Source organism: Acinetobacter sp. ANC_7634 (genome assembly GCF_056779875.1).
Genome location: NZ_JBWYIT010000008.1, coordinates 1 through 23,735, shown reverse-complemented (window position 1 = coordinate 23,735; position 23,735 = coordinate 1). Strand labels below are relative to the sequence as shown.

General features: G+C 37.0%; 16 protein-coding genes. 9 read left to right on the top strand and 7 right to left on the bottom strand.

What is annotated here, in order from left to right; translation table 11 throughout:
- Window positions 1-141: 141 nt before the first annotated feature.
- Genes AC1M9A_RS09355 through AC1M9A_RS09345 form a run of 3 tightly spaced genes read left to right on the top strand, consistent with a single transcriptional unit; the run spans window position 142 to window position 5,092 of the window.
- A complete protein-coding gene (locus AC1M9A_RS09355; protein ID WP_481609030.1) occupies window positions 142-1,410 on the top strand; it encodes an HlyD family secretion protein in 1,269 nt (422 codons plus the stop codon).
- Window positions 1,411-1,421: 11 nt separating this feature from the next.
- Window positions 1,422-3,554 (top strand): peptidase domain-containing ABC transporter, encoded by a 2,133-nt coding sequence (locus AC1M9A_RS09350; RefSeq protein ID WP_481607706.1) that lies wholly within the window; start codon window positions 1,422-1,424, stop codon window positions 3,552-3,554.
- Window positions 3,551-5,092, top strand: a complete 1,542-nt coding sequence (locus AC1M9A_RS09345; protein WP_481609032.1) for a TolC family protein — start codon at window positions 3,551-3,553, stop codon at window positions 5,090-5,092. The genes AC1M9A_RS09350 and AC1M9A_RS09345 overlap by 4 nt, the downstream gene beginning before the upstream one ends.
- A gap of 58 nt (window positions 5,093-5,150) precedes the next feature.
- Here the strand turns inward: AC1M9A_RS09345 and AC1M9A_RS09340 are convergent, their stop codons facing one another.
- From AC1M9A_RS09340 to AC1M9A_RS09330, 3 genes are all read right to left on the bottom strand, one after another.
- The gene (locus tag AC1M9A_RS09340) at window positions 5,151-6,488 is read right to left on the bottom strand and encodes a CitMHS family transporter (RefSeq protein ID WP_035267991.1); all 1,338 of its coding nucleotides are present in this window, start codon (window positions 6,486-6,488) and stop codon (window positions 5,151-5,153) included.
- A gap of 336 nt (window positions 6,489-6,824) precedes the next feature.
- Window positions 6,825-8,147: a polyamine export protein PaeA gene (paeA, locus tag AC1M9A_RS09335; RefSeq protein ID WP_035267989.1), complete on the bottom strand. Its 1,323-nt coding sequence runs from the start codon at window positions 8,145-8,147 to the stop codon at window positions 6,825-6,827.
- A gap of 141 nt (window positions 8,148-8,288) precedes the next feature.
- On the bottom strand, window positions 8,289-9,281 hold the full coding sequence (locus tag AC1M9A_RS09330; RefSeq protein ID WP_035268043.1) for a LysR family transcriptional regulator: 993 nt from the start codon (window positions 9,279-9,281) through the stop codon (window positions 8,289-8,291).
- Window positions 9,282-9,962: 681 nt separating this feature from the next.
- On the opposite strand from AC1M9A_RS09330, the gene AC1M9A_RS09325 reads away from it, so the two are divergent.
- Together AC1M9A_RS09325 and AC1M9A_RS09320 are read left to right on the top strand one after the other, a co-directional pair.
- A complete protein-coding gene (locus AC1M9A_RS09325; RefSeq protein ID WP_481610088.1) occupies window positions 9,963-11,564 on the top strand; it encodes an isocitrate lyase in 1,602 nt (533 codons plus the stop codon).
- A 194-nt stretch (window positions 11,565-11,758) separates the two neighbouring features.
- Window positions 11,759-12,346, top strand: coding sequence for a 1-acyl-sn-glycerol-3-phosphate acyltransferase (locus AC1M9A_RS09320; RefSeq protein ID WP_180028109.1), 588 nt, complete (start codon window positions 11,759-11,761; stop codon window positions 12,344-12,346).
- Between the two features lie 31 nt (window positions 12,347-12,377).
- On the opposite strand, the gene AC1M9A_RS09315 is transcribed toward AC1M9A_RS09320, so the two are convergent.
- The 4 genes from AC1M9A_RS09315 to trpS all read right to left on the bottom strand — a co-directional run bounded on the left by AC1M9A_RS09315 (window position 12,378) and on the right by trpS (window position 17,052).
- Window positions 12,378-13,115, bottom strand: coding sequence for a sulfite exporter TauE/SafE family protein (locus AC1M9A_RS09315; RefSeq protein ID WP_481610087.1), 738 nt, complete (start codon window positions 13,113-13,115; stop codon window positions 12,378-12,380).
- Window positions 13,116-13,284: 169 nt separating this feature from the next.
- Entirely contained in the window at window positions 13,285-14,994 is a 1,710-nt protein-coding gene (locus AC1M9A_RS09310) for a flotillin family protein (RefSeq protein WP_481588072.1), read from the bottom strand.
- 18 nt (window positions 14,995-15,012) lie between these two features.
- Window positions 15,013-15,651 carry a YqiJ family protein gene (locus AC1M9A_RS09305; protein WP_481588073.1) on the bottom strand — a complete coding sequence of 213 codons (639 nt, stop codon included), beginning with the start codon at window positions 15,649-15,651 and terminating at the stop codon, window positions 15,013-15,015.
- Between the two features lie 387 nt (window positions 15,652-16,038).
- Window positions 16,039-17,052: a tryptophan--tRNA ligase gene (gene trpS / locus AC1M9A_RS09300; RefSeq protein ID WP_092767023.1), complete on the bottom strand. Its 1,014-nt coding sequence runs from the start codon at window positions 17,050-17,052 to the stop codon at window positions 16,039-16,041.
- A 202-nt stretch (window positions 17,053-17,254) separates the two neighbouring features.
- Between trpS and AC1M9A_RS09295 the strand changes: the two genes are divergently transcribed.
- The 4 genes from AC1M9A_RS09295 to AC1M9A_RS09280 all read left to right on the top strand — a co-directional run.
- Window positions 17,255-18,178, top strand: a complete 924-nt coding sequence (locus AC1M9A_RS09295) for a DUF808 domain-containing protein (protein WP_481595076.1) — start codon at window positions 17,255-17,257, stop codon at window positions 18,176-18,178.
- A gap of 56 nt (window positions 18,179-18,234) precedes the next feature.
- Entirely contained in the window at window positions 18,235-19,134 is a 900-nt protein-coding gene (gene ypfJ, locus AC1M9A_RS09290; RefSeq protein WP_481610086.1) for a KPN_02809 family neutral zinc metallopeptidase, read from the top strand.
- A gap of 204 nt (window positions 19,135-19,338) precedes the next feature.
- Window positions 19,339-20,838 carry a cation:proton antiporter gene (locus AC1M9A_RS09285; protein WP_481588075.1) on the top strand — a complete coding sequence of 500 codons (1,500 nt, stop codon included), beginning with the start codon at window positions 19,339-19,341 and terminating at the stop codon, window positions 20,836-20,838.
- A gap of 576 nt (window positions 20,839-21,414) precedes the next feature.
- On the top strand, window positions 21,415-23,735 hold a 2,321-nt coding region (locus tag AC1M9A_RS09280), incomplete at its 3' end, for an Ig-like domain-containing protein (RefSeq protein WP_481610085.1).

Here is a 23,735-nt window from a genome sequence, read left to right as displayed (position 1 = left end):
AGGAGACAACACAGATCATGACTATTTTATTGAAAACTTTTGGTTTATGTTTGTCTCTTTTAAGCACGCTGTTGAAATGCAGTCAACTTGATGAAAATTCAATATAAAAACCCGTACTTGAAAAATTAATTACAAATATATATGACAAATAAGCTGTTTAGAGACAAAGCGATTGATGCACAAAAGTCAAAGTGGATTGGTGAAGTCATTTTGATTCGACCATTTTCATTTACGGTACTCACGATTGTTGTCGCCATTTTTACTGTTTTATTAGTGAGTTTTATTTTTTTTGGAAGCTATACGAAGAGGACGAGTGTTAAAGGATTATTGATTCCTAATACGGGTTTAATCCGAGTTTATAGTGCCGAAGGCGGCACAGTTAGTGAAAAATTCGTCAAAGAAGGTCAGTTAGTGGAGAAAGGGACACCATTAATTGCATTAAAAATGACGCGTTATAATAGTACAGGTAACTATAATGAGTCTGTACAACAACAAATTGAGTTAAAAAAACAAAGTTTAGATACTGAAAAAAATAAACTAAAAGACTTACATTTAAATAGTGTTCAACAATTAAATGCAGAAATTCAATCTATACGTTTAGATTTAATAAAATTAGATGGCTTAATTGCCGAGCAACGCCAACGTCTAGCACTTGCACAAGAAAATGCACATCGTTATCGAGATTTAAAAGATAAAGAATATATTTCGATTGAAGAATATCAACTGAAGCAAGATAACTATATCAGCCTAAAAGTTGCTTTACAGAGCTATGAGCGAGAAAAAAATACTAAACAAGCTGAATTAGAAAATAAATTATTGGCTCAGCAAGGACTAGCATCGAAGTTGGAAAGTGAGCTGACTTCGGTCGATCGTCAATTAGCTTCGAATCAGCAAGAATTTTTAGAAAATAAAGCGCGGGATAGTTTGCTATTACAAGCCAATGCGACAGGAAAAATAGCATCGATTAATGCAGAGGTTGGTCAGTTTATTTCTCCTAATATTCCTGTTATGAATATTGTTCCGACGCCTTCTTATTTAGAAGCACATCTTTTTGTACCCAGTTCAGCAATTGGATTTATAAGGACTGGTCAAACCGTAAAACTTCGTTTTCAAGCCTATCCTTACCAAAAATTTGGTCAAGGTGAAGGTGTGATTCATTCAATCTCAGCGACGACGATGAACCCACAAGAACTGACCAATTTAGGCGAGTTAAGTCAGGGTGTAACACTTAACCAAAGTGAACCTGTGTATTTAGTCAAAGTCAAATTAAAACAACAGTTTGTAAAAGCCTATGGTGAAAGTAAGCCTCTTAAAGTGGGCATGGCCTTTGATGCAGATATCATGCAAGAAAAAAGAAAACTATATGAATGGGTACTCGAACCGTTATATAGCATCACTGGCAAGATATAAGAAGAAATAACATGCAGATATTAGACAAAATTTCTCTTGGATTTGGACGGAAAATTCCAACCATTTTACAGACGGAAGCGACAGAATGTGGATTAGCCTGTATTGCGATGATTGCGCATTATTATGGCTATGAGTCTGATTTATTAACGTTAAGACGTCGTTTTTCAGTTTCTCAAAAGGGTTCAAATCTCAATCAGCTGATCAAAATTAGTAATCAGTTGAAAATGGTTACACGCCCATTAAAGCTGGATTTAGAAGATTTGGATCAGCTTAAAACCCCGTGTATTTTACATTGGGATTTCAACCACTTTGTGGTATTGCAAGAAGTCAGTGCCAATAAAGTCACGATTTTAGATCCAGCATTTGGTAAACGTGTACTGACACTCAATGAGGTGTCTGAACATTTTACGGGTGTTGCATTAGAGCTTTGGCCAGATACTGAATTTGAAAAAAAAGAAGATAAAAATCAGATTCAGCTTAAAGGTCTAATCGGTCATGTTCGTGGTTTATGGAAATCTCTCGGGCAAATTTTAATCTTGGCCTTAGCCTTAGAAGTTTTTTCATTAATTAGCCCATTTTTTATGCAATGGGTGATCGACCATGTGATCGTATCTGCAGATCGGGATCTCTTAACGATACTGGCTATTGGGTTTGGCATGTTGATGTTGCTTCAGCAGTTTATCGGGCTACTTCGTTCTTGGATCATGATGTATATGAGCACACATTTAAGTGTGCAGTGGCAAGCCAACGTCTTTAATCACATGATTAATGTTCCTGTCTCTTATTTTGAAAGACGATCACTCGGTGACATTGTTTCGCGATTTGGATCAATTGGTAACATTCAAACCACGCTCACCACAACGTTCTTAGCTGCGATTCTTGATGGATTAATGACAGTATTTACGTTGATTTTAATGTTTGTATACAGTCCGAAGTTAGCTTGGATTGCAATTTTTACCATGGGCTTATACGCCTTAATCCGATGGATTTGGTATGCACCTTTGAAGCGAGCGACTGAAGCGCAAATTATTCATGCAGCGAAGCAAAGCAGCCATTTTATGGAAACTGTGCGTGGAGCTAAAACCATAAAACTGTTCCAGCGACAAGATGTTCGCCGTTCGACTTGGTTAAACCTTATGGTCAATCAAGTCAATGCTGGATTAACGACCCAAAAGTTAGGTTTAGGATTCTCATTGGCGAATGGAGTCTTATTTGGGATTCAGAACATTCTAATTATTTGGTTAGGTGCCACATTGGTATTGGAGGGTAATTTTACAGTTGGTGTGCTGATGGCATTTATGGCGTATAAAGGCCAATTTGATAGTCGGGTTGCAGGACTAATCGATAAGTTTATCGAAGTTAAAATGCTTCAAATTGATGTAGAGCGTTTATCCGATATTGTGTTAACAGAACAAGAAAAATTATACGGTGATGCTGAAATCACAAATGTAGATCAGGTTGAGAATGCAATTGAAGTCGAAAATCTGCACTTTAAATATTCAGAAAATGATCCTTATGTACTCAAGGGGATTAGTTTTAAGATTCCCCAAAATCAATCTGTCGCCATTGTCGGGGCAACAGGTTGCGGTAAGACCACACTGCTACATGTTCTGTTAGGCGTATTTAAACAGAATGAAGGTGAAGTCAAAATCATGGGGCGTGACTTTGAACAATTAGGATTAAACGCTGTGCGAGATCAAGTCGCGACAGTGTTACAAGATGACATTCTATTTGCTGGTTCAATCGCAGAAAACATTTGCTTTTTTGATTCAAATCCAGATATGCAATGGGTACAACAATGTGCAGCCTATGCTGCAATTCATGATGACATTAGCCGTATGCCAATGGGATATCAAACCTTAGTGGGGGATATTGGTAATATGTTGTCAGGAGGACAAAAACAAAGAATTTTATTGGCTCGTGCTATCTATAAAAAACCAAAGATTTTATTTATGGATGAGGCGACCAGTAGTTTAGACGTATTAAAAGAACAAGAGGTCAATGCAAATCTCAAGCATTTGAATATTACCAAATTGATTATTGCACATCGTCCAGAAACGATTTCATCTGCTGAGCGGATTATCGCTTTACAAGATGGCGTGATTGTCCGTGATATGTTGACCAAGGATTTGCAACCTAAATGAAAATTACATACATCGCTTTCATTGTTGTTGCAGGGTCTCTATTCGGACATAGTTCGTTGGCTTATGCAGAGAGTTGGTTGTCAAAACTGACTCCAAATCTAAAAAAACAGCGCGAGACTTTATGGTTTGATGAGCTCACGGCTCAGCGTAAAGCCCGTGAGAATGAGACAAAACGTAAGCAAATAGAACAACAACTCAATCAAAGTGTGTCACTTGATCTTCAAAATCAGAAAATGTTAAGTCAACCTCAACATTGTTTATCTCAAAATAATCTCAAGAATGAACAGCAAATAGAACTGATTGATGCCATTGAACGTGCAGTTTGTCGTAATCCTGAGACTAAAAGTGCTTGGGTACAAACGCGTATTCAAGCTGCTCAGCTTAAAATCTCCAAAGCAAATTATTATCCTCAAGTGAATAGCACCTTGAATTACGATTGGTCACGTGATGATAATCAAGTAAAAGATCGTCCTGTTTTGAGTTATGACACTGACCTACGCCGTTACGGACTTGGAATAAGAGCCAATTGGCTACTTTATGATTTTGGTAGTCGATTTTATCAAGCAGAAGAAGCCGAAAAATTATTAGCGATGTCTTTGGCACAGCATGATGTTGCTTTGCAAAATATGATCATCAAAACGATTTCGACTTATTATCAAATTATTCAGGCTGAGTTAAAGTTAAATAATATTAATGAGTTGGTTGTACTTGCAGAAAAAAACTATGAAATTGCAAATGCTCGATATCGTGCGGGTGTTGGCATCAAATCAGATGCATTACAAATGTCCGCAAATTTGGCGAAAGCAAAGTCAGATCAAACTAAATTTTTAGGTGATTTAAAAATAGCAAAAGGACTTTTAGCATCATTAATGGGTGTGCCTGCATACCAAAATTTCAAAATTAATAATCAATTAAAAATTCCAAAAGAGCTAGATCTTAAACCGATTGAAATCCTCATTCAGGATGCTGAAAAAATGCATCCAAAGTTTAAAGCTGCACAGTATGATTCACTCGCAGCTGAAAATAAAATTAAGGAAATACAGCGGTCTAGATATCCATCTGTAAGTTTTAACGGCATTTATGATCATCAAAAACAAACGAGTGACAGTTATGGAAGTGATCGCCAATCTCTACAAGCAGGTGTGCAAGTCAATTTCCCATTGTTTGATGGTTATAATCGAAAAAATCAAATTGTCGTTGCTCAAGAAAACTTAAAATTAAAGCAATTAGAGCAAGAAAGATTGAAGCTTGAAATTAATGCTGAAATCTGGAAAAGCTATAATGAGCTAAATGCAATCCATGACAATATTAAGGCGCTAACGATATTGAATCAAAGTGCTTCAGAAGCCTATGAAGTCGCCCAAGGACGTTATAAAGCGGGTGTAGGAAATTTACTCGAAGTGCTTAATGCTCAGAATGTGTTGAGTGAAGCAAAAATGAATTATTCCACCTTGTTGACAGAGTTTTTAGTGGTGAGGTATCAACTTCTATCTAACATGGGGAACTTGAATATTTGGAATGAGACTCAAGCTCAATAAGTCTTTATAAATAAGAGATTGGAGTGATCAAAAAATCACTCCGAAACTCGAGATACGATTAAATAGCAGAATAGAATGGGAACATCCCAAATATTAATCCACTTGCAAGCATCACTAAGCACGTAATAATCGCCCATTTAATGGTAAATTTTTGGTGTTGACCAAACTCAATCCCAGCAAGCCCGCAGAGTAAAAAGGTAGATGGAACTAAGGGTGAGAGCAGATGAACGGGTTGACCAACAATCGATGCACGAGCCATTTCCACAGGAGAGATGCCATAATGTGCTGCAGCTTCAGATAAGATGGGCAGAACACCATAGTAAAAAGCATCATTTGACATAAAGAACGTTAAAGGCATGCTTAAAACGGCTGTGATTGGTGCCAAATATGGACCCATACTATCTGGAATAATCGCTACTAACTCTTTTGACATGGCATCGACCATACCCGTGCCAGTGAGTAAACCTGTAAAAATACCAGCGGCAAAAATAATACCAACGACATTTAAAGCACTACCAGCATGATGAGCGACTAAGCTTTTTTGCATATCAATATCACGATAGTTCACGACTAAAGCAATACACAATGCAATCATAAATAAAATAGGCATAGGCAAAATACCCATGACTAGGCTGGCCATCAGTGCAAGAGTTAATAATCCATTAAACCATCTCAAATGCGCTCGATTTGCCTCTGGGTTTGATGAAATTTGAATATTGTCGCCATGGCTAATATCCAATTCCATGATGCCTAATCTTTTTCGCTCCATTCGGCCATACATGGTTCCTAAAAAGTACAACCAAGCAATGGCGAACAGCATCGGTAAAATCATAGGAACAAACACATCGCTAGGATCTACATGGAGTGCACTTGCCGCACGTGCAGTAGGTCCACCCCATGGCGTTAAATTCATGATTCCACTGGCTAACATCATGAGACAGGCCATAATTAAAGGGCTCATGCCTAATCGCTTGTAAAGCGGTAACATGGCAGCAACACAAATCATATAAGTGGTAGAGCCATCACCATCTAAAGACACGATCAATGTTAAGGTAATCGTACCTAATACTACTTTGAGGGGATCACCTTTTACCAATCTGAGAATAAATTTCACTGATGGATCGAATAAACCCGTATCAATCATGATGGCAAAATACAAGATAGCAAATAGCAACATGACGCCGGTAGGTGCTAACTTTTTAACACCATCTAACATCATTTCACCAAGTTCATTAAGTTGAATATGGTTCAAACTATCTACAAAAAAACCTAATCCATATGCAATTAGCGCAAAAAGAACGGGAATAAGCGTGAGTGCGACGAGGGGAGTCATACGTCTAGACATAATGAGGTACATAAAGCACAAAATCATGCCCAAACCAAGCAAGGTCAACATGGATCTATCCTTAGATTAGCGTTTTAATCAATATTGTTTCTATTACAGTATTTGTTATCTTCGAAAACGCCGACCATCTTAGAGAAATTTATGATTAAACTAAATATTGTTTAGAAAATATTAAAATAACCATAATTTTTATAAAAAATAGTAGTTAAAATTCATAAGTTTAAGATTTATATTTTGTGATTGGAGACATTAAAAATGATTTTTAAGTGTGATAGTTGTAATAAAAATTGAGTATAAATTCTAATTTTAATAATTTTTGAAGGCGAAAAATCTCAAGTTTAATTAGATAAACTGAATAAAAAATCCACCTGAGTGGTGGATAGTGTCTTATTCAACAGTTGATTCTAATTCTGCTTTTTCATCAAGTAATCTGGTCACGAGTAGTTGGTCAATTTTAAAATGGTCAACATCGACCACCTCAAATTTATAACCATTAAATACTACACTATCAGCAGGACGTGGAATCTTACGAAGTTTAAACATCATAAACCCAGCTAAAGTTTCATAGTTTTCATCATCAGGCATTTCATCAATTTCTAATGCATGCTTGACATCTTCAATAGGTGTACTGCCTTCAATCAGCCAAGAATGATCATCCCGCTTGATAATTTGAAGATCTTCATCCGTTGGCGTAACCCAGTCACCCATCACGGTAATCATAATATCAGATAGGGTAATAACACCAACCACCAAGGCATATTCATTGATGACTACGGCAAACTTTTCTTTACTAGATCTGAAGCGATCAAGTAATTCTGATAGTGTAAGTGTATCTGGAATCGTTAATACATTACGGATAGTGGATTCATTCAACTGATTAAATTTTTGATTATTTAAAATACGAATCAAGATATCTTTAGCATCAACATAGCCAATCACTTGATCAATATTTTCATTGCAGACTAAATATTTTGAATAGGGAAATTCAGCCAGTTTTTGACGAATACTTTCTTCTGATTCATTGATGGTAAAGAAAACCACGTTTTCACGTGTAGTCATACTCGAAGGAACATTTCGCTCTTCAAGCTCAAATACATTTTCAATAAAGTGATGTTCTTGTTTTTGTAAGACACCTGCTTGTGCCCCTGCATCCATTACCGCAGAAATATCATCAAAGGTGATATTATCATCACGAGTAGTATTTACTTTGAATAAACGGAATAATAGGTTGGCAATTGCATTGATAAACCAAGCTAATGGACGACAAACAGTAATGAATACCTGAATAGGATTAATTAAAGAGACAGCGATTTTTTCAGGTGCAATCATTGCCAATCGTTTAGGCATAAGATCAGCAAATAAAATAAACAGTGATGTCACTAAAGTAAATGACAATGCAAAACCAATTGATTGTGACCAAGGACCATCATAGAAACGATCGACCAAAATCACAAAATAAGGTCTAAATGCAGCTTCACCTAAAATCCCCCCCAAAATTGCAATAGCATTTAAGCCGATTTGAGAGGCAGCAAAGAAATCAGCTGAATTCTCTTGAAGCGTAAGCACTTTTTGTGCACGATCATCACCAGACTCAGCCAAAATTTTCAGTTTCACTTTACGTGATCCTGCAAGTGCGATTTCACTTAATGATAAGAATCCAGCTCCAGCAATCAAAATCATAATGATCACGAAATTCTGAAAGAGGCTCACACGAACACCTTTGTTTTTAAATTATTTATGAGGAAAGTTTTATCACAAAAAACATAGAGGTAGTGAATTTTTACACTACCTCAATATCATAGTTATTGAGTAAAAAATTTTAAAGTATTGATTTAAATCAGCTCTACTCAATCAAAATTGTGAGAAGTGGGTATTGTTATTTGAAAGAAATTCACGATTTTCTTCCTCAGTCATTTGACGAGCAACATATAAAATCAACTGACGTAACCAACGATGAGCAGGATGATGATGTAATAGAGGGCACCACGCCATTTTGAGTTCAAATTCAGGAATGTAAAATGGAGGGTCTTTGAGCATCAAGTTTTGACTTTTAGCTTGTAGGCGAGCGATTTTCGTCGGTAATGTCGCAATGAGATCGACATTAGACGCTAATAAACCTGGCATTTGATAATGACGTGTAAATACCGAAATTTTGCGTTTTTGACCAATACGCTCTAAAGCTTGATCAATCCAACCTAAACCGGCTTGTTTCTCTGGGTTAACACCAAATCCTACACCCATCCCAGTTTTAGAAACCCAGATATGTTGCGCATCTAGATAACTTTTAAGATTCAAATTATTTACGGCAGGATGCTTATTATTCAGTAAGCAAGAAAAGCTGTCACGCCACACCAGAACCTGATGAAAACTTTGTGGTATTTCGTTGAAACGGTTGATGGCAAGATCAACTTTACCTTGTTCCATATCACGATAAGATACATCACTCGGTGTTAGAAAATCTAAAACAACATTTGGTGCTTCTGAACGCAGAGCCTTAACTAAGCGAGGCACAAGTGTAGCTTCAGCATAATCTGAAGTCATGATGCGGAAAACACGATTTGACGTATAAGGTCTAAATTCTGTTCGTGGTTCTAAGATCATAGATAGATCAGAAAGAGCATCACGAATACGAGGCTGTAGTTCTAAAGCCCTTTCTGTAGGAGTCATTCCTTCAGAAGAGCGAATTAAAAGCGGATCATTAAATAAGTTACGAAGACGACGTAAAATATTACTCATTGCAGGCTGAGTAACACCCAATTGTTCTGCTGCACGTGTAACATTCTTCTCTCGCAAAAGAACATCTAAGTAAATTAAGAGATTGAGATCAACCCGCTCAAGATTCATAAAAAAAATACCGAAAATAAATTTTTGAAATCGTGGGGAATTATGCCATAAGCGCTTAGGTTTGTGTGTTTTTATGCTGATTTTTTCAGCAGAATTTAACATATATTCATCAAATTTACGTTTTTTTTGTCATAAGACAGACCCTATACATTTATTTAAGAAATAGGGCTTTAGTTGTTTTTGAAATTACCATGCTATGTTCTAAATTGTCTTTAGGTTTATCTCAATTTAAATGCTTTATTGGTAATTCCATCAATATGGTTCACAGTTTAAAAAATATTCATTTAAAACTAACAGTTTAATAACGATGCTCTGTCAGAAAAGTCAATTGAAGGTTAAAATATAAAGATGTTTGAAGAAAAATTAAACGTAATTGTGAGCTTGATACTTAAGTCTAATGAATAAGAATCACTCAAATTGTGTTAAAAGTGTACAAATATTTATTTTATAAATTTTATTAAAATCAATAGTTTATTGAATGGTATTTCATTTATATTACGACTTTAATCTACATATTTTTTAAATAAATACTGAGAATTAAACGAAAATATTGGATTAATTTCTAGAGTCAATCTAAGCTAAGTCTATAGCAACGAAGCGCTCTAAATCTGAACAATTAATACCGAGTGGATTTAGTCCTTCGATTGATAAATCCTAAAATTATATACAGGGTAAAATATCATGACTACATACCAAACAGCGATTGATGCAATCCGCGAATTAAAAGCAAAATTCGGCAACACTTGGGCAGACATCAGTCCTGAAGATGCTGCACGTATGCAACTTCAAAACCGTTTCAAAACTGGTTTAGATATTGCGAAATACACAGCTGCGATTATGCGTCGTGATATGGCTGCTTATGATGCTGATTCTAGCAAATATACTCAATCTTTGGGTTGCTGGCATGGTTTCATCGCACAACAAAAAATGATTGCGAACAAAAAATACTTCGGCACTACTGAACGCCGTTACATCTACCTTTCTGGTTGGATGGTTGCTGCACTTCGTTCTGAGTTTGGTCCACTTCCTGACCAATCTATGCACGAAAAAACTTCAGTTCCTGCATTGATCGAAGAAATCTACACATTCTTACGTCAAGCAGACGCAAAAGAATTAAACGACTTATTCCGTGCACTTAAAAAAGCGCAAGAAGCGGGTGATACTGCTAAAGCTGCTGAAATCACTTCACAAATCGACAACTTCCAAACTCACGTTGTGCCAATTATTGCCGACATCGATGCTGGTTTCGGTAACGAAGAAGCAACTTACTTACTTGCGAAGAAAATGATCGAAGCGGGTGCATGTGCACTTCAAATCGAAAACCAAGTTTCTGACGCGAAACAATGTGGTCACCAAGCAGGTAAAGTAACTGTTCCACACGAAGACTTCATTGCGAAAATCCATGCACTTCGCTATGCATTCTTAGAAATGGGTCTTGACGACGGTATCATCGTTGCACGTACTGACTCTGAAGGCGCTGACTTGACTCAAAAAATCCCAGTGGTTAAAGAGCCAGGCGATATCGCTTCTCAATACATCAGCTACTTAGACACTACTGAAATTGATATTTCAGAAGCGCAAGAAGACGAAATCCTAATCAAACGTGATGGTAAATTACACCGTCCTAAGCGTTTAGCTTCTGGTCTATATCAATTCCGTGAAGGTACTCAAATTGACCGTGTTGTACTTGACTGTGTAACAAGTTTACAGAACGGGGCTGACCTTCTTTGGATCGAAACTGCAACGCCAAACGTTGAAGAAATCGCTCACATGGTGAACCGTGTACGTGAAATTGTGCCAAATGCAAAACTTGTTTATAACAACTCACCATCATTCAACTGGACGTTAAACTTCCGTCAACAAGCTTACGACCGTTGGGTTGCTGAAGGTAAAGACGTATCTGCTTACGACCGTGCTAAGTTAATGAGCGCTGAGTATGACAATACTGAATTAGCTGCTGATGCTGATGCGAAGATCCGTACGTTCCAAGCTGATGCTTCTCGTGAAGCAGGTGTATTCCATCACTTGATTACACTTCCGACTTACCACACTGCTGCGCTTTCTACACATGAGCTTGCAGAAGGTTACTTCGGTTCTGAAGGTATGTTGGCTTATGTTGCTGGTGTACAACGTAAAGAAATCCGTGGTGGTATCGCTTGTGTTAAACATCAAGCAATGGCTGGTTCAGACATCGGTGATGACCATAAAGAAATCTTCGCTGGCGACAACGCGCTTAAAGCGGGTGACGATGCGAAAAATACAATGAACCAATTCTCTGCATAAGCATTGAACTAATTCAAAAAAACCCTGCGTAAGCAGGGTTTTTTTATTGTTAATGAAATTATTTAACTAAATACATGAGCCAATTTAATTGATGTATAGATAGAAAAACAGCGGTAGTAAAACCTAATACATATTTTGAATAAAAGTAATGCCAAAGCTGTTACAATCCCGAAAATTTACATTTGTATATTTATATGTTTGAAAAATTTGCTGAACAGAGTTTAAATGCATTAGGTTGGGAAATTGATAACCATTGGCCCTTAGATTTAGACCAATGTGTCATGATTGCTGCACCACACACCAGTAACTGGGATGCTTTATACGCGCGATTAGCGCTCAAAGCTTTAGGTGTAAATGTCAGAATTACAATTAAAGACAGCTATATGAAGTTTCCATTTGGTCCTTTTGTCCGGGCTATGGGAGGGATCGGAATTAATCGCCGACCGAAGAAAGAGGGAGAGGAAAGACCAAGCATGGTGCAATTAATGGCAGATCTTTTTAAAGATCATCCAAAATTGGTCATGTTGGTGACGCCAGAGGGAACAAGGTCAAAACAAGAAAAATGGAAAACGGGTTTTTACCATGTAGCAATTACAGCGAATGTCCCAATCGCTTTAGCATATATGGATTACAGTCAAAAAAAATGCGGTGTAGGTAAAATTATTTATCCTACTGGAGATATAGAAGTGGATATGGCAGAAATTATGGAATTTTATTCAAAGATTTCAGCTAAATTCCCCGAAAAATTTAGTGTTGACCAACGATATTCACACAACAGTTAATATATGGAGAAGGCAGAACAATCTGCCTTTTTTAATACAAGAAAATTGCGTTTAGGGTTAAAATAAAGCCTGAAAAAAACAATAAAGTTAAGACAATCGATTTAAATTTTTGCTCAGATATTTGATAAAAAATTTTTGCACCAATGATCGTAGGTAGGCTAACTGCAAAGATCAAAATCCACAAATAAGACAAGTGATTCACGTTAATGGTCTGGTTAAATAAATAGATGATCAAAGTAAACAGTTGGATGGCAAAATTAAAATGTCGAAGAATGTTGCGTTGCTCATGTTTAGGAAGTTGTTTAAGCATCACCCAAGCCGAGGGAATTGCACCACAGAATCCACCGAGCCCACCTAAAATTCCACCCAAAAAACCAATCAAGCCGTCCATCCTGAGTCTGGTATCTTTTAAACAATGTAGTTGCGGATTAAAGAACATGAGTGGGCACCAAATTAATAAAAATATCCCAAGTAGTAATTTGAACGTGTCTGCATTGATATAATGAAGCAAAAAAGTACCCAAAGGTACTCCAATTAAGCCAGCGATAATATAGACCCAAACGATAGAAGGCTTTATAAAGGTTGTTGGTTCTTTATACATTGAAATGATATGACACCATAGTGATGCACAAACGACCAAGGGGGCGGTGATCTGAGGCGGTAGAATCCATACCCAAAAAGACATCGCAATAAGAGCGAAGGCAAAACCTGTGAGTCCTTGAATAAATCCAGCAAAAATTGCGCCTAGAATAAAGATACATAATGTCATAAGGTGACTGCATCAATTGCTAAAGCAGGAGTAAAAGAAAAATGCATGAGATCGTCGGATAAGGAAAACTGATCAATCCTAAAATAATATTTGTTATCTTAAAAATAATAAGAACAGCAATAGCTAGCAGTAAAGCGAATAAAAGCCCTGAAAATCAGGGCTTTTATTATTAATTGGAGTTAGGTTTTAGGTTTTGTGTTAGACCGTTGATGTCCCCACCCTGAATACCAAGTTCACTCATTAAGCTGTCAATAAGAGGTGCTTGCGAACGATATCTAAGTGCGCTATTCACCACTTGATCTGAAAGTGCAACGGATTGTGATTGATCTGCTTGATCAGCTGAAGTTGTGGCGCCAGTAATGCCACCAAGACCATTCACTTGTAATATCTTGATATCATCAATATTTTCCATTGGTTTAACACTTTCACGGATGATTTCAGGCAAATACTTCAAAAGTGCCAAACGAATTTGCATCTCAACTTGTTCACTTGACAAAATATTATTTGCTTCATTGACTGCGCGTGTCCCTTCAGCATCGACTTGGTATTGTTTTTCTAAAGCTTGAGCCAAAAGAATTTTAGCATCAGCTTCACCTTTAGCTTTCAAGCGGACTTTTTCAGCTTCTGCTTCAGCCGCAGTACGAACAGCTTCAGCCTCATCTACAGCAGCTTGTTTTGATGCCTCGGCAGCCACAGTAATTGAAATAGCATCAGTTTCTGCAGCCTGTTTTGCAGCAACAAGTTCAACCGCTTTAATACGCTCAGCTCGCTGTGTTTCACGAACAGTCACAACTTCTTCCTCAGCTTTCACTGCTTGCGCACGAGCTTGGTCAGCAAGTGCTTTGGCTTCAGATTCAGCACGAGATTTCTCGGCAATCGCGATTGCGCGATCTTGTTCCGCAAGTTCAATGGTTTTCTTTTGTTCTACTTGCGCTTGTTCAATAATTTGTGCTTTTTGAATATTTTGATTTTCGACATCACGTGCAGCTGAAATACGTTTTAATTCAATTTCACGTTCTGCAGCGATTTGGGCTTCTTCTGCCTCACGCTTTTTGGCAGCTTCTTGTGTTGCAATTTCAGCAAGTTGTTCAGCTTTTCGAATCGAAATTTCACGCTCTTGTTGCATCTTTGCGTATTCTTCTTCACGCAGGATTTGAAGGCGTGCTTGTTCAGCCTCTAAATTTTTCGCTTTAATGGCTAAGTCAGCATCTTGTTCAATATCGTTACGTTTTTTTCGACGATCTTCAATAGTTTCTGTTAATTTTGTTAAACCTTCTGCATCAAATGCATTTTGTGGATTAAAAAATTTAAAGCTGGTCTGATCAAGACCTGTTAAAGATACAGTTTCGAGTTCTAAACCATTTTTGAACAGATCTTCTGAAACAACTTGTTGAACTTTCTGAACGAAGTCGACACGTTTTTCATGTAACTCTTCCATAGCCATTTCTGCTGCTACTGCACGCAGGGAATCTACAAATTTACCTTCAACCAAATCTTTTAATTCATTTGGTGACATGGTTTTTTGACCCAAAGTTTGTGCCGCGGTAGCAATCGATTCAGCTGTTGGCTTAACACGAACATAGAACTCAGCCATCACATCTACACGCATTCGATCACGCGTAATCAAGGCTTGATCAGCTGCACGTTTAACTTCTAAGCGAAGGGTATTCATATTGACAGGAATGACTTCATGTAAAACAGGGAGTACAATTGCACCGCCCCCTAATATAACTTTTTCCCCACCAAAACCAGTTCTGACAAATGAAACTTCCTTGCTAGAGCGTTTATATAGTCTTGCAATAATGGTTCCGATTACAACCAGCGCAATGAGAATAAGTCCTGCAATTATAATAATTTGATAAAAATTTGAACTAAACATTTTTTTCTCTAAGTTGATTTATTGTGAAATTGCTTGAAAGCCTTTGAGACTACGTTGTGTAAGTAAGACTTGCTGACCTTGTACGAATATTTCGTCAGCTTCAGGTTCGACTAAAATGTAATGTGTTTGACCAAAGCGATCTTTGAGTTTTGCTTGCGCAGGATAGTGCAGTCGAGCAGTGCCTAAAATGATTTCTGCTCGAAGTCCAATTAGATCGTCGCTATGAATTGCTGTGGTTTCATCTTTAGGGATGATCTGTGCTATCCATCTTGAGAATAGACGTACGAATGGCATACAGACCACAAGAACCAGTGAAGTAATGAGCCAGACTGTTAAAAATGATCCAAATACATGATGGATGATAGATTGGGCTAAGAAGCCAACAATTGAAAAGGTCGTGAGAAAGATGATCAGCCAAATTAATACAGGAATACGTCCAAGATAAAGCCAATCTAAAAATTGAATCCAAATACTAGATTGATGGTCAACGATCATTTCAGGAGAAGAATCTAATGAACTAGGTAGAAATTGCTCTAAAAATCCTTGACTACTGAGACCTGTTATTAATAGAAAGACTTCAAGAATGCCTATAAAAAACATCAAGCAGATACTAATACTGAAGAATAGGTTCGACGGATGTATAAACATGTCCCACATGGGTAGTCTCTTATAGATATTAGAATTTTTATCAAATTTTAATCAAAATAATAAAATAAAGTGACGTAATTATCAATTATATAATATTGATTTCATTTTGAATGGATTCAACATAAAAAAATACGCAGTGATTGGGGTGATCACTGCGCAGAACAACGAATCTGCTTACACAGTTTCGGTTAAGGAGAAATGTTATGAATTTTGGGGGTATTCATAACAGTAATTAAATGATATTCAATTTCATTTAGCAACTCATTGGTAGTCGGGTTAAAACGTGTAAGATTACGTTAATAAGTTTGATTGAAGGTTAATTTTAAATAGGCTAATAAATAGCCATAAAAAAAGCCGCAATGTGATGCGGCTTTAAGTGTGCTTATTTTTTAGGGATTAAAATTTAAAAACACCTAATCCAGCTTTAACTTCATCTAATGTTGCTTGCGTAATATCACGACATTTGTCAGTACCAGTTTTTAAGATATCCATAATATAATCAGGATCCTTAGCAAGCTCCATACGACGTTCACGAATAGGCGTGATCAACTCTTTTAGAACACCTTCAAGGCGTTTTTTGACTGTACCATCACCTAAACCACCACGACGATAGTGATCTTTAAGCTCTGCTACTTCTTCTGGATTTGGATCGAAAGCATCTAAATAAGTAAATACAACATTACCTTCCACCTGACCTGGATCTTCAATACGAAGATGATTAGGATCTGTATACATTGCATTTACCGCTTTTTTAATGTCTTTATCAGAAGCATCTAAGACAATTGTATTGCCCAATGATTTAGACATTTTAGCTTTACCATCAAATCCTGGTAATCGACCTACATTCGATAGCAGTGCCTTACATTCAGGCAAAAGCTCTTGACCAATCTGACGATTTAAACGACGAACAATTTCATTTGTTTGTTCAATCATTGGAATTTGGTCTTCACCCACGGGCACAATCGATGCTTTAAAAGCAGTGATATCAGCTGCTTGAGCAACTGGATAGCATAAGAATCCAGCTGGGATGTCACGCTCGAACCCACGCATTTGTATTTCAGACTTAATCGTAGGATTTCGTTCTAGTCTTGAAACTGTGACAAAGTTTAAATAAAGCATGGTCAGCTCATTCAAAGCTGGCAAGCTTGATTGAACGCAAATTGTTGTTTTTGTCGGGTCGATCCCAACAGCAAGATAGTCAGTTGCAACTTCAATAATATTACGTCTAACTTTTTCGAAGTTATCAGCATTGTCTGTAAAAGCTTGTGCATCAGCCAATAATAGATGTTGGTGATGGGAATCTTGCAAACCTACTCGTGAACGTAAAGAACCGACAAAGTGGCCTAAATGAAGTTGTCCAGTTGGACGGTCACCTGTCAAAATAACAGGGCGATTATCTTGATTACTCATTTTCTATACCAAAGTCATCAACACTAGGGCTGAATTTTTAAAATTTCGCAATATTGTACGGCATTATTTTTTTTTATGTCAGCATAAAGCATCGAAAGAATCGAATAAAAAACACCTTATTTGAGATAGTATTAATAATGTTGATACAGAATAAATTGAAATAGAAGAATAAAATTCCAAAAAACAAAGAAGGATAACAATAATGGCAAATAGTTTATTAGTGCTATTAGATGATATAGCCACCATTCTTGATGATGTTGCGCTGATGAGTAAAATGGCTGCAAAAAAAACGGCCGGTGTATTGGGTGATGACTTAGCACTCAATGCTCAACAAGTTAGTGGTGTGAAAGCCGACCGTGAATTGCCTGTCGTTTGGTCTGTTGCAAAAGGCTCATTTGTTAATAAATTAATTTTGGTTCCATTAGCATTATTAATTAGTGTGATTGCACCTTGGCTTATAAATCCATTATTGATGTTAGGTGGATTATTTTTATGTTATGAAGGTGTAGAAAAAGTAATTCACTCATTACACCATAAAAAAGCTAAAACATCTGAACAGGCCGAAAAAGAACTCGAAAACTTAAATGTAGATCTAGCAACTTTTGAGAAAGATAAAATCAAAGGCGCGATACGAACAGATTTTATTTTATCTGCTGAAATTATCGTGATTTCATTGGGTACAGTTGCAGCAGCTACTTTTGGAATTAAGGTTGCAGTCTTGTCAGTCATCGCAATTTTAATGACGATTGGTGTTTATGGTTTGGTTGCTATGATTGTTAAAATTGATGATTTGGGATTTTATCTCGTCAAACAAACGTCTGCATTGAAACAAAGAATTGGTCAGGGCTTACTTGCTTTTGCGCCTAAACTTATGAAGACACTAACCATTGTAGGAACAATCGCGATGTTCTTGGTTGGTGGCGGTATTATTAATCATACCATTCCATTATTTCATCACTTTACTGAAGATTCTGTCGATTATATTGAACATATTCCAAATGTCGGCAGTATCATCGGTGCTTTAACACCGACGCTCTTAAACTTTGTCATAGGTTTTATTGCAGGACTTATTGTTTTGGTCGTTGTTTCAGGAATACAAAAACTATGGAACGCTAGAAAAGTTTAGAGTTTGATGAAACAACGTATTATATGAAGTTATATGATTAAAAAAGGGCTGAGATTATGCGTTGGAAAGGCCGGAGAGTAAGTAGTAATTTAGAAGATCGCCGTGGAGGTGGTGGGGCTAAAGCTGGTGGAATTAGTATTCTCGGTTTAGTTGTTGCATTTGTTGCTTGGAAATTTTTTGGGGTTGATCCACAACAAGCCTATCAGGCAACTAAACAAGTGACTTCTAATAATCAGCAACAAGCGATAGGGATTGAAAACCCAACACCCGAGCAACAAGAAACAGCGGCATTTGTTGGTACAGTACTTGCTGATACTGAAGATACATGGACCACCATTTTTCAAAAACAGGGAATGCAATACCAAGCACCGAAACTTGTGATGTTTAGTGGTGTAGTCAATTCAGGCTGTGGTACAGCCCAGTCAGCGATGGGGCCATTTTATTGTCCTGCAGACCAAAAAATCTATATTGATACTGATTTTTTTAAAGATATGCGTCAGCAAATGGGTATATCGGGTGAACGAAATCAATCGGAATTATCTACACAAAATGCTGCTGGTGACTTTGCACAAGCTTATGTGATTGCGCATGAAGTCGGACATCATATTCAAAATCTTTTAGGTATTTCAACTCAAGTCCAACAAGCTAGACAACGAGCTACTGAAGCTCAAGGGAACCAATTATCAGTCCGATTGGAATTGCAAGCTGATTGTCTAGCTGGTGTGTGGGCAAAAGATACACATCAACGAACTCAATTCTTGGAGCAAGGAGATGTTGAAGAGGCAATGGATGCGGCGCATAAGATCGGAGATGATTATCTGCAAAAAAAGGCGAGAGGACATGTGGTTCCTGATAGCTTTACCCACGGTACAAGCCAACAAAGAATGTATTGGTTCGATCGTGGCATGAAAACAGGTGATGTGAACCAATGTGATACATTCAATACCTCAATCTAAATCTACCAAGCAGAATCGATTGATTTTTTTGCAAAGTTAATACATGTAGCCTGCTAATGGAATAATTTATTAGGAAGGCTACACATCTTTAAAAAAAAGGGATTGCGAGTAAACATTCTTTATATAAAATAAATAAATGGCTATAGTTTTTTCATTTAAAATTTAAATGATCTCATTTAAATAAAACATATCATAGAGTGCAAAATGGGCAACTTTTTTTTTCTCCAAGTATTTACAGTGGTTTTTGCCCTCTCAATTGCCACCACCATATTCAATAAACGAATTCTAGGTTTTCCGCAAGCGATAGGGGTGCCAATTGTTTCAGCAATTTTTGTCTTTATTCTGCAATGGGCTGCCAATTTATTAGGGGATAATCGTTTTATCACCATTAATTTGGCAAATATTGAAGAAGCAGTTCGTCATATTGATTTTTATGATTTTCTCGTAAATGGTGTTATTTGCTTCATTCTTACATCGTCGGCATTGAAATTTAAAGTGTCTGATCTAAAAGTGTATTGGAAGCCAATTAGTATTCTTGCCACTATTGCTTTGGTTTTGTGTGCAGCATTGTTTGGTGGATTATTATTTGGATTTCAATATTTGATTGGTAACCCTGTACCAATACTCGTACTTTTATTACTCGGTTCTGCTTTAGGGGCTACAGATCCAATCGGAATCAAAGGGGTACTCAGTTCTGTACGTGCACCACATCATCTAATGGTGAAATTGGAGGGTGAATCACTGTTCAATGATGCAATGTGTATCGCTGTATTTATGACATTGTTGAATGTGCTTGAAGGCGAGCATTTTAGTCTGTTGCTGACACTACAAACACTCCTTTATGAAATTGTGGTAGCTGTAATTATTGGTTTGGTATTTGGTTGGGGGATTTTACGATTGCTTCGCGGGAAGCATGAAATGGAATCATTAATCCTAACGACAGCTTTACTGGCTTGTGGTTCATATTTGGTCGCTTTATTTGCTCATGCATCAGCACCAATCGCATGTGTGATTGGTGGACTTATTGTTGGTAATAAATGGAAAGAAATTTTACAAAATCGTGAAATCCAAGAAGTAAATCACTTTTGGCATACAGTTGAAGGTATCATTAATTCTTTTTTATTTACTTTAATTGGTTTAGAGCTGTTTATTCTTGATCTTAATGCCAGCATGATACTTGGCGGTATTATCGCATTTGTAATTTTACATATTTCACGTTTTGCTGCGAACTTTCTGGCTTTTGCATTCTTCCCATCGTTTCGTAAGAAAAGCTATAACGGTAGCCTAGCAATTTTATCATGGGGGGGAGTAAGAGGGGGGATTTCATTGGCTCTAATTCTTGCGGTTGCTAATGTCCCAGAGTTAAGGCAATACAGTAGTATCTTGATTGGTTATACTTTTATTGTTGTTTTATTATCGGGCGTAGTATGTGGTTTAGGTTTGCCAGCAGTCATGAATGCTTTCTATTACAACCCTAATGAGGAAAAAGAGGGCTTAAAGGGACTATATCAGCGATTATGTAATAAGCTTAATCGTAAAGGATTTAAATATATTGTTGGTGAAGATAGTAAAGGTAATGAGATTATTACGATTTATAATCCTGAAGTGATATTAGATCGGACTTCTGATGATGGTGTGGCAATCGTCCATCATCCCGCTAAAGCTGAAGAGGTGAAAAAATTAGAAAATCCAGAAAATTTCTAAAAAATTATATTTAATTGAAGCAAGCATGATAGTGCTTGCTCTTTTTTTTTATGAATTAAGCATGATCAATGCAGAAGATAACAGTGATATTGTTTAAATATTTTATTCAGTTACGCAGAATTTTATCAATGAAATATAAAATTAAAATGTGAAAATTACATCATATTTAAAGTAAAATTTATTTCTTAACTTACTAAAAAGTAAGTATTAATTTTCAATATAAAATGAAAAGTATACTAGTTTACTAACATTAAAATGTTAGGTGAACAAGTTACCGTATGTAGTTAAACTAAATATAGCAGAAATTATGATAAGTAAGCCTTTGAAATTTGGTGACCTGAAATATCCTAAAAGTAAGTAAAAATATTAATTCTTATTTCATAAGTAAGTGTAAATAAAAGACATATTTTGAGTGTAGATGAGCGGTTACAAAAAGCTGATAAAAGACGAAAAATCTATTCGCATAAAATCTTAAAAATGTGATATAAATCTCACTTATAGATAATAGTGTCTATCTTTTTGTATCTTAGATGTAGAAAGATCGATAAAAATAAAATTTATAAGTGAGAATTTACCATGGCTAATATCTCCGTAATATCTAAAGAGAGTCATCAGGTATTAGAGAATGTCAACTCTAGTCAAGTGGGGCTTAACGAAAACTCTGTAGTTGTCGTTCAAGTATCTAAAGATGATGTAGCTTCAATCACTCGTGATAATAATAATGCTCTAATCAATTTGCGTAATGGTGAAGTGATTGTGATTGAAAACTATTTCAATCCTTCATTTGCTGATAACAGCCTCGTATTCCAAGATGAAAGTGGTCAACTTTATTGGGTTAAATTTACCAATGAAGATGGCTCAATTGCAGAAACAATTCTGTATTACCCAATCGAAGAAATCGAACCTCTTCTTTATTCCGATGATTTTATCGGTGGTATTCTCCCTTGGTTAATTGGTGCTGGTGCAGCTGGTGCAATTGCAGCAGTCGCAGATAATGGTTCTGACTCTAATCCTACGCCTCAGCCAAAGCCAAGTGCATTATTAAATGCACCAATCGTCATTGATGATGTGCCAGAGCATATCGGTGAAGTTGCTGATGGTGGTGTAACAAATGATGCTCGTCCAGAAATCAAAGGTTCTGGAGCTCAACCTGGTGCAATCATCAAAATCTATAATGGCGATGAACTAATTGGTGAGACGGTTGCATTGTCTAATGGTGATTGGAGTTTTACACCTGATCAAGATTTAAAAGATGGTATCTATGAGCTTTCTGTCACACAAACTGTAAGTGGTCAAGAAAGTGATAAATCACCGATTAAGACAATCACGCTTGATACTGTCCCACCATCAGACATCACTATTGATGAAATTGGAAATAAGGGTGAAACAAACTCAGAAACACCTAAATTATCAGGTGAAGGTGAGCCAGAATCTAATGTTGAAATAGAAATTAAAGATAAAGATGGGAACGTGGTTGATAAAGAAACTGTTCCTGTTGATAAAGATGGTAAATGGGAATATACACCTGAGAAAAACCTTGATGAAGGTAAATACGAAGTTATCGTAACGCCTATTGATAAATCAGGAAATAAAGGTGAAGAAGAAAAACAAGAATTCAATGTTGACTTAACTCCTCCAGACATAGACATCGATCCAATCCCTACTGATCCTGAACCTGAGGGTTGGGATACAGCAACGAATCAATCAACTTTTGCAATCGCTGCAATCGCAAATACTCTTTCGGAATCGGAGAATAATCCAGTGACTACAACTAAAAATCAAACTCCTACATTTACGGGAACCACTAAAGATAGTGAGAGCGTAAAAGTAGTGATTCGCGATAGTTCAGGTAAGATTATCGCAGAAGGTCCTGCTACAGTGACCAACGGTAAATGGCAGTTTAAATCACCTGTAACATTAGCTGAAGGTGACTATAAACTAGAAGCAACAGCATATGACGCGGCTGGTAATAGTAAAGTCGCTACTTCAAGCTTTACTGTGGATATTACTCCACCTAAAGTAACGATTGAAGAGTTACCACTTACGAACATTGATGCGCCTACCTTTAAAGGTAAAACTGAAGATGGTGCAACACAAGTACGTGTTGAAATCAAGGATGCGGCTGGCAAGGTTGTTCAATCTGCAGTTGTGAATGTTGCAGCCGATGGTAGCTGGACATATAAGCCATCTAAAGCGTTACCAGATGGTACATATAGTGTCGAGGCTTCAGCTCGTGATGCGGTAGGAAATGTAAGTCAACCTGCTAAAACTACGGTTGAAGTTGATACAATCGATCCGGAAATTACAATCGATCCTCTAGAAGATACTAGTGATACAACTCCTGAAATTAATGGTAAGACTGAACCAGGCGCAACAGTAAAAGTTGAAATCTTAGACAAAGATGGCAACCCTGTAGCAACAGGTGATGCGACTGTAGATCCTGAAGGTAACTGGTCGTATACACCGACTGAAGCACTACCAGAAGGTGAATATACAGTTAAAGCTGAAGCGAAAGATAAAGCTGGTAACGTTGGTGAAGCGACATCTAATGGCTCATTTAAAGTTGATACAACTGCACCATCTGATACCGATGTAACGATTGATCCAATTGCGGATACAAACGATACAACACCAGAAATCACAGGTACAACTGAACCAGGAACAACAGTAAATGTCGTTGTTAAAGACAAAGACGGTCAAGTTGTTGCAGAAGGTCCAGCGACAGTTACAGGTGATACATGGACATATACACCATCAGTTGAATTGGCAGATGGCGAATATGACGTAGTTGCAAAAGCGACAGATAAAGCAGGTAACACAGGTGAATCTCAGCCAGAGAGCTTCGAGGTTGACACAGTAGCACCTGAATTAACCATCGATGAGCTTAAGCCAACAAA

What these genes read in the sequence shown, in the direction of transcription:
- AC1M9A_RS09355 (WP_481609030.1), top strand. Translation starts at nt 142, where the DNA reads ATGACAAATAAGCTGTTTAGAGACAAAGCGATTGATGCACAAAAGTCA.
- AC1M9A_RS09350 (WP_481607706.1), top strand. Translation starts at nt 1,422, where the DNA reads ATGCAGATATTAGACAAAATTTCTCTTGGATTTGGACGGAAAATTCCA.
- AC1M9A_RS09345 (WP_481609032.1), top strand. Translation starts at nt 3,551, where the DNA reads ATGAAAATTACATACATCGCTTTCATTGTTGTTGCAGGGTCTCTATTC.
- AC1M9A_RS09340 (WP_035267991.1), bottom strand. Translation starts at nt 6,488, where the DNA reads ATGTTGACCTTGCTTGGTTTGGGCATGATTTTGTGCTTTATGTACCTC.
- AC1M9A_RS09330 (WP_035268043.1), bottom strand. Translation starts at nt 9,281, where the DNA reads ATGAATCTTGAGCGGGTTGATCTCAATCTCTTAATTTACTTAGATGTT.
- AC1M9A_RS09325 (WP_481610088.1), top strand. Translation starts at nt 9,963, where the DNA reads ATGACTACATACCAAACAGCGATTGATGCAATCCGCGAATTAAAAGCA.
- AC1M9A_RS09320 (WP_180028109.1), top strand. Translation starts at nt 11,759, where the DNA reads ATGTTTGAAAAATTTGCTGAACAGAGTTTAAATGCATTAGGTTGGGAA.
- AC1M9A_RS09315 (WP_481610087.1), bottom strand. Translation starts at nt 13,115, where the DNA reads ATGACATTATGTATCTTTATTCTAGGCGCAATTTTTGCTGGATTTATT.
- AC1M9A_RS09310 (WP_481588072.1), bottom strand. Translation starts at nt 14,994, where the DNA reads ATGTTTAGTTCAAATTTTTATCAAATTATTATAATTGCAGGACTTATT.
- AC1M9A_RS09305 (WP_481588073.1), bottom strand. Translation starts at nt 15,651, where the DNA reads ATGTGGGACATGTTTATACATCCGTCGAACCTATTCTTCAGTATTAGT.
- trpS (WP_092767023.1), bottom strand. Translation starts at nt 17,052, where the DNA reads ATGAGTAATCAAGATAATCGCCCTGTTATTTTGACAGGTGACCGTCCA.
- AC1M9A_RS09295 (WP_481595076.1), top strand. Translation starts at nt 17,255, where the DNA reads ATGGCAAATAGTTTATTAGTGCTATTAGATGATATAGCCACCATTCTT.
- ypfJ (WP_481610086.1), top strand. Translation starts at nt 18,235, where the DNA reads ATGCGTTGGAAAGGCCGGAGAGTAAGTAGTAATTTAGAAGATCGCCGT.
- AC1M9A_RS09285 (WP_481588075.1), top strand. Translation starts at nt 19,339, where the DNA reads ATGGGCAACTTTTTTTTTCTCCAAGTATTTACAGTGGTTTTTGCCCTC.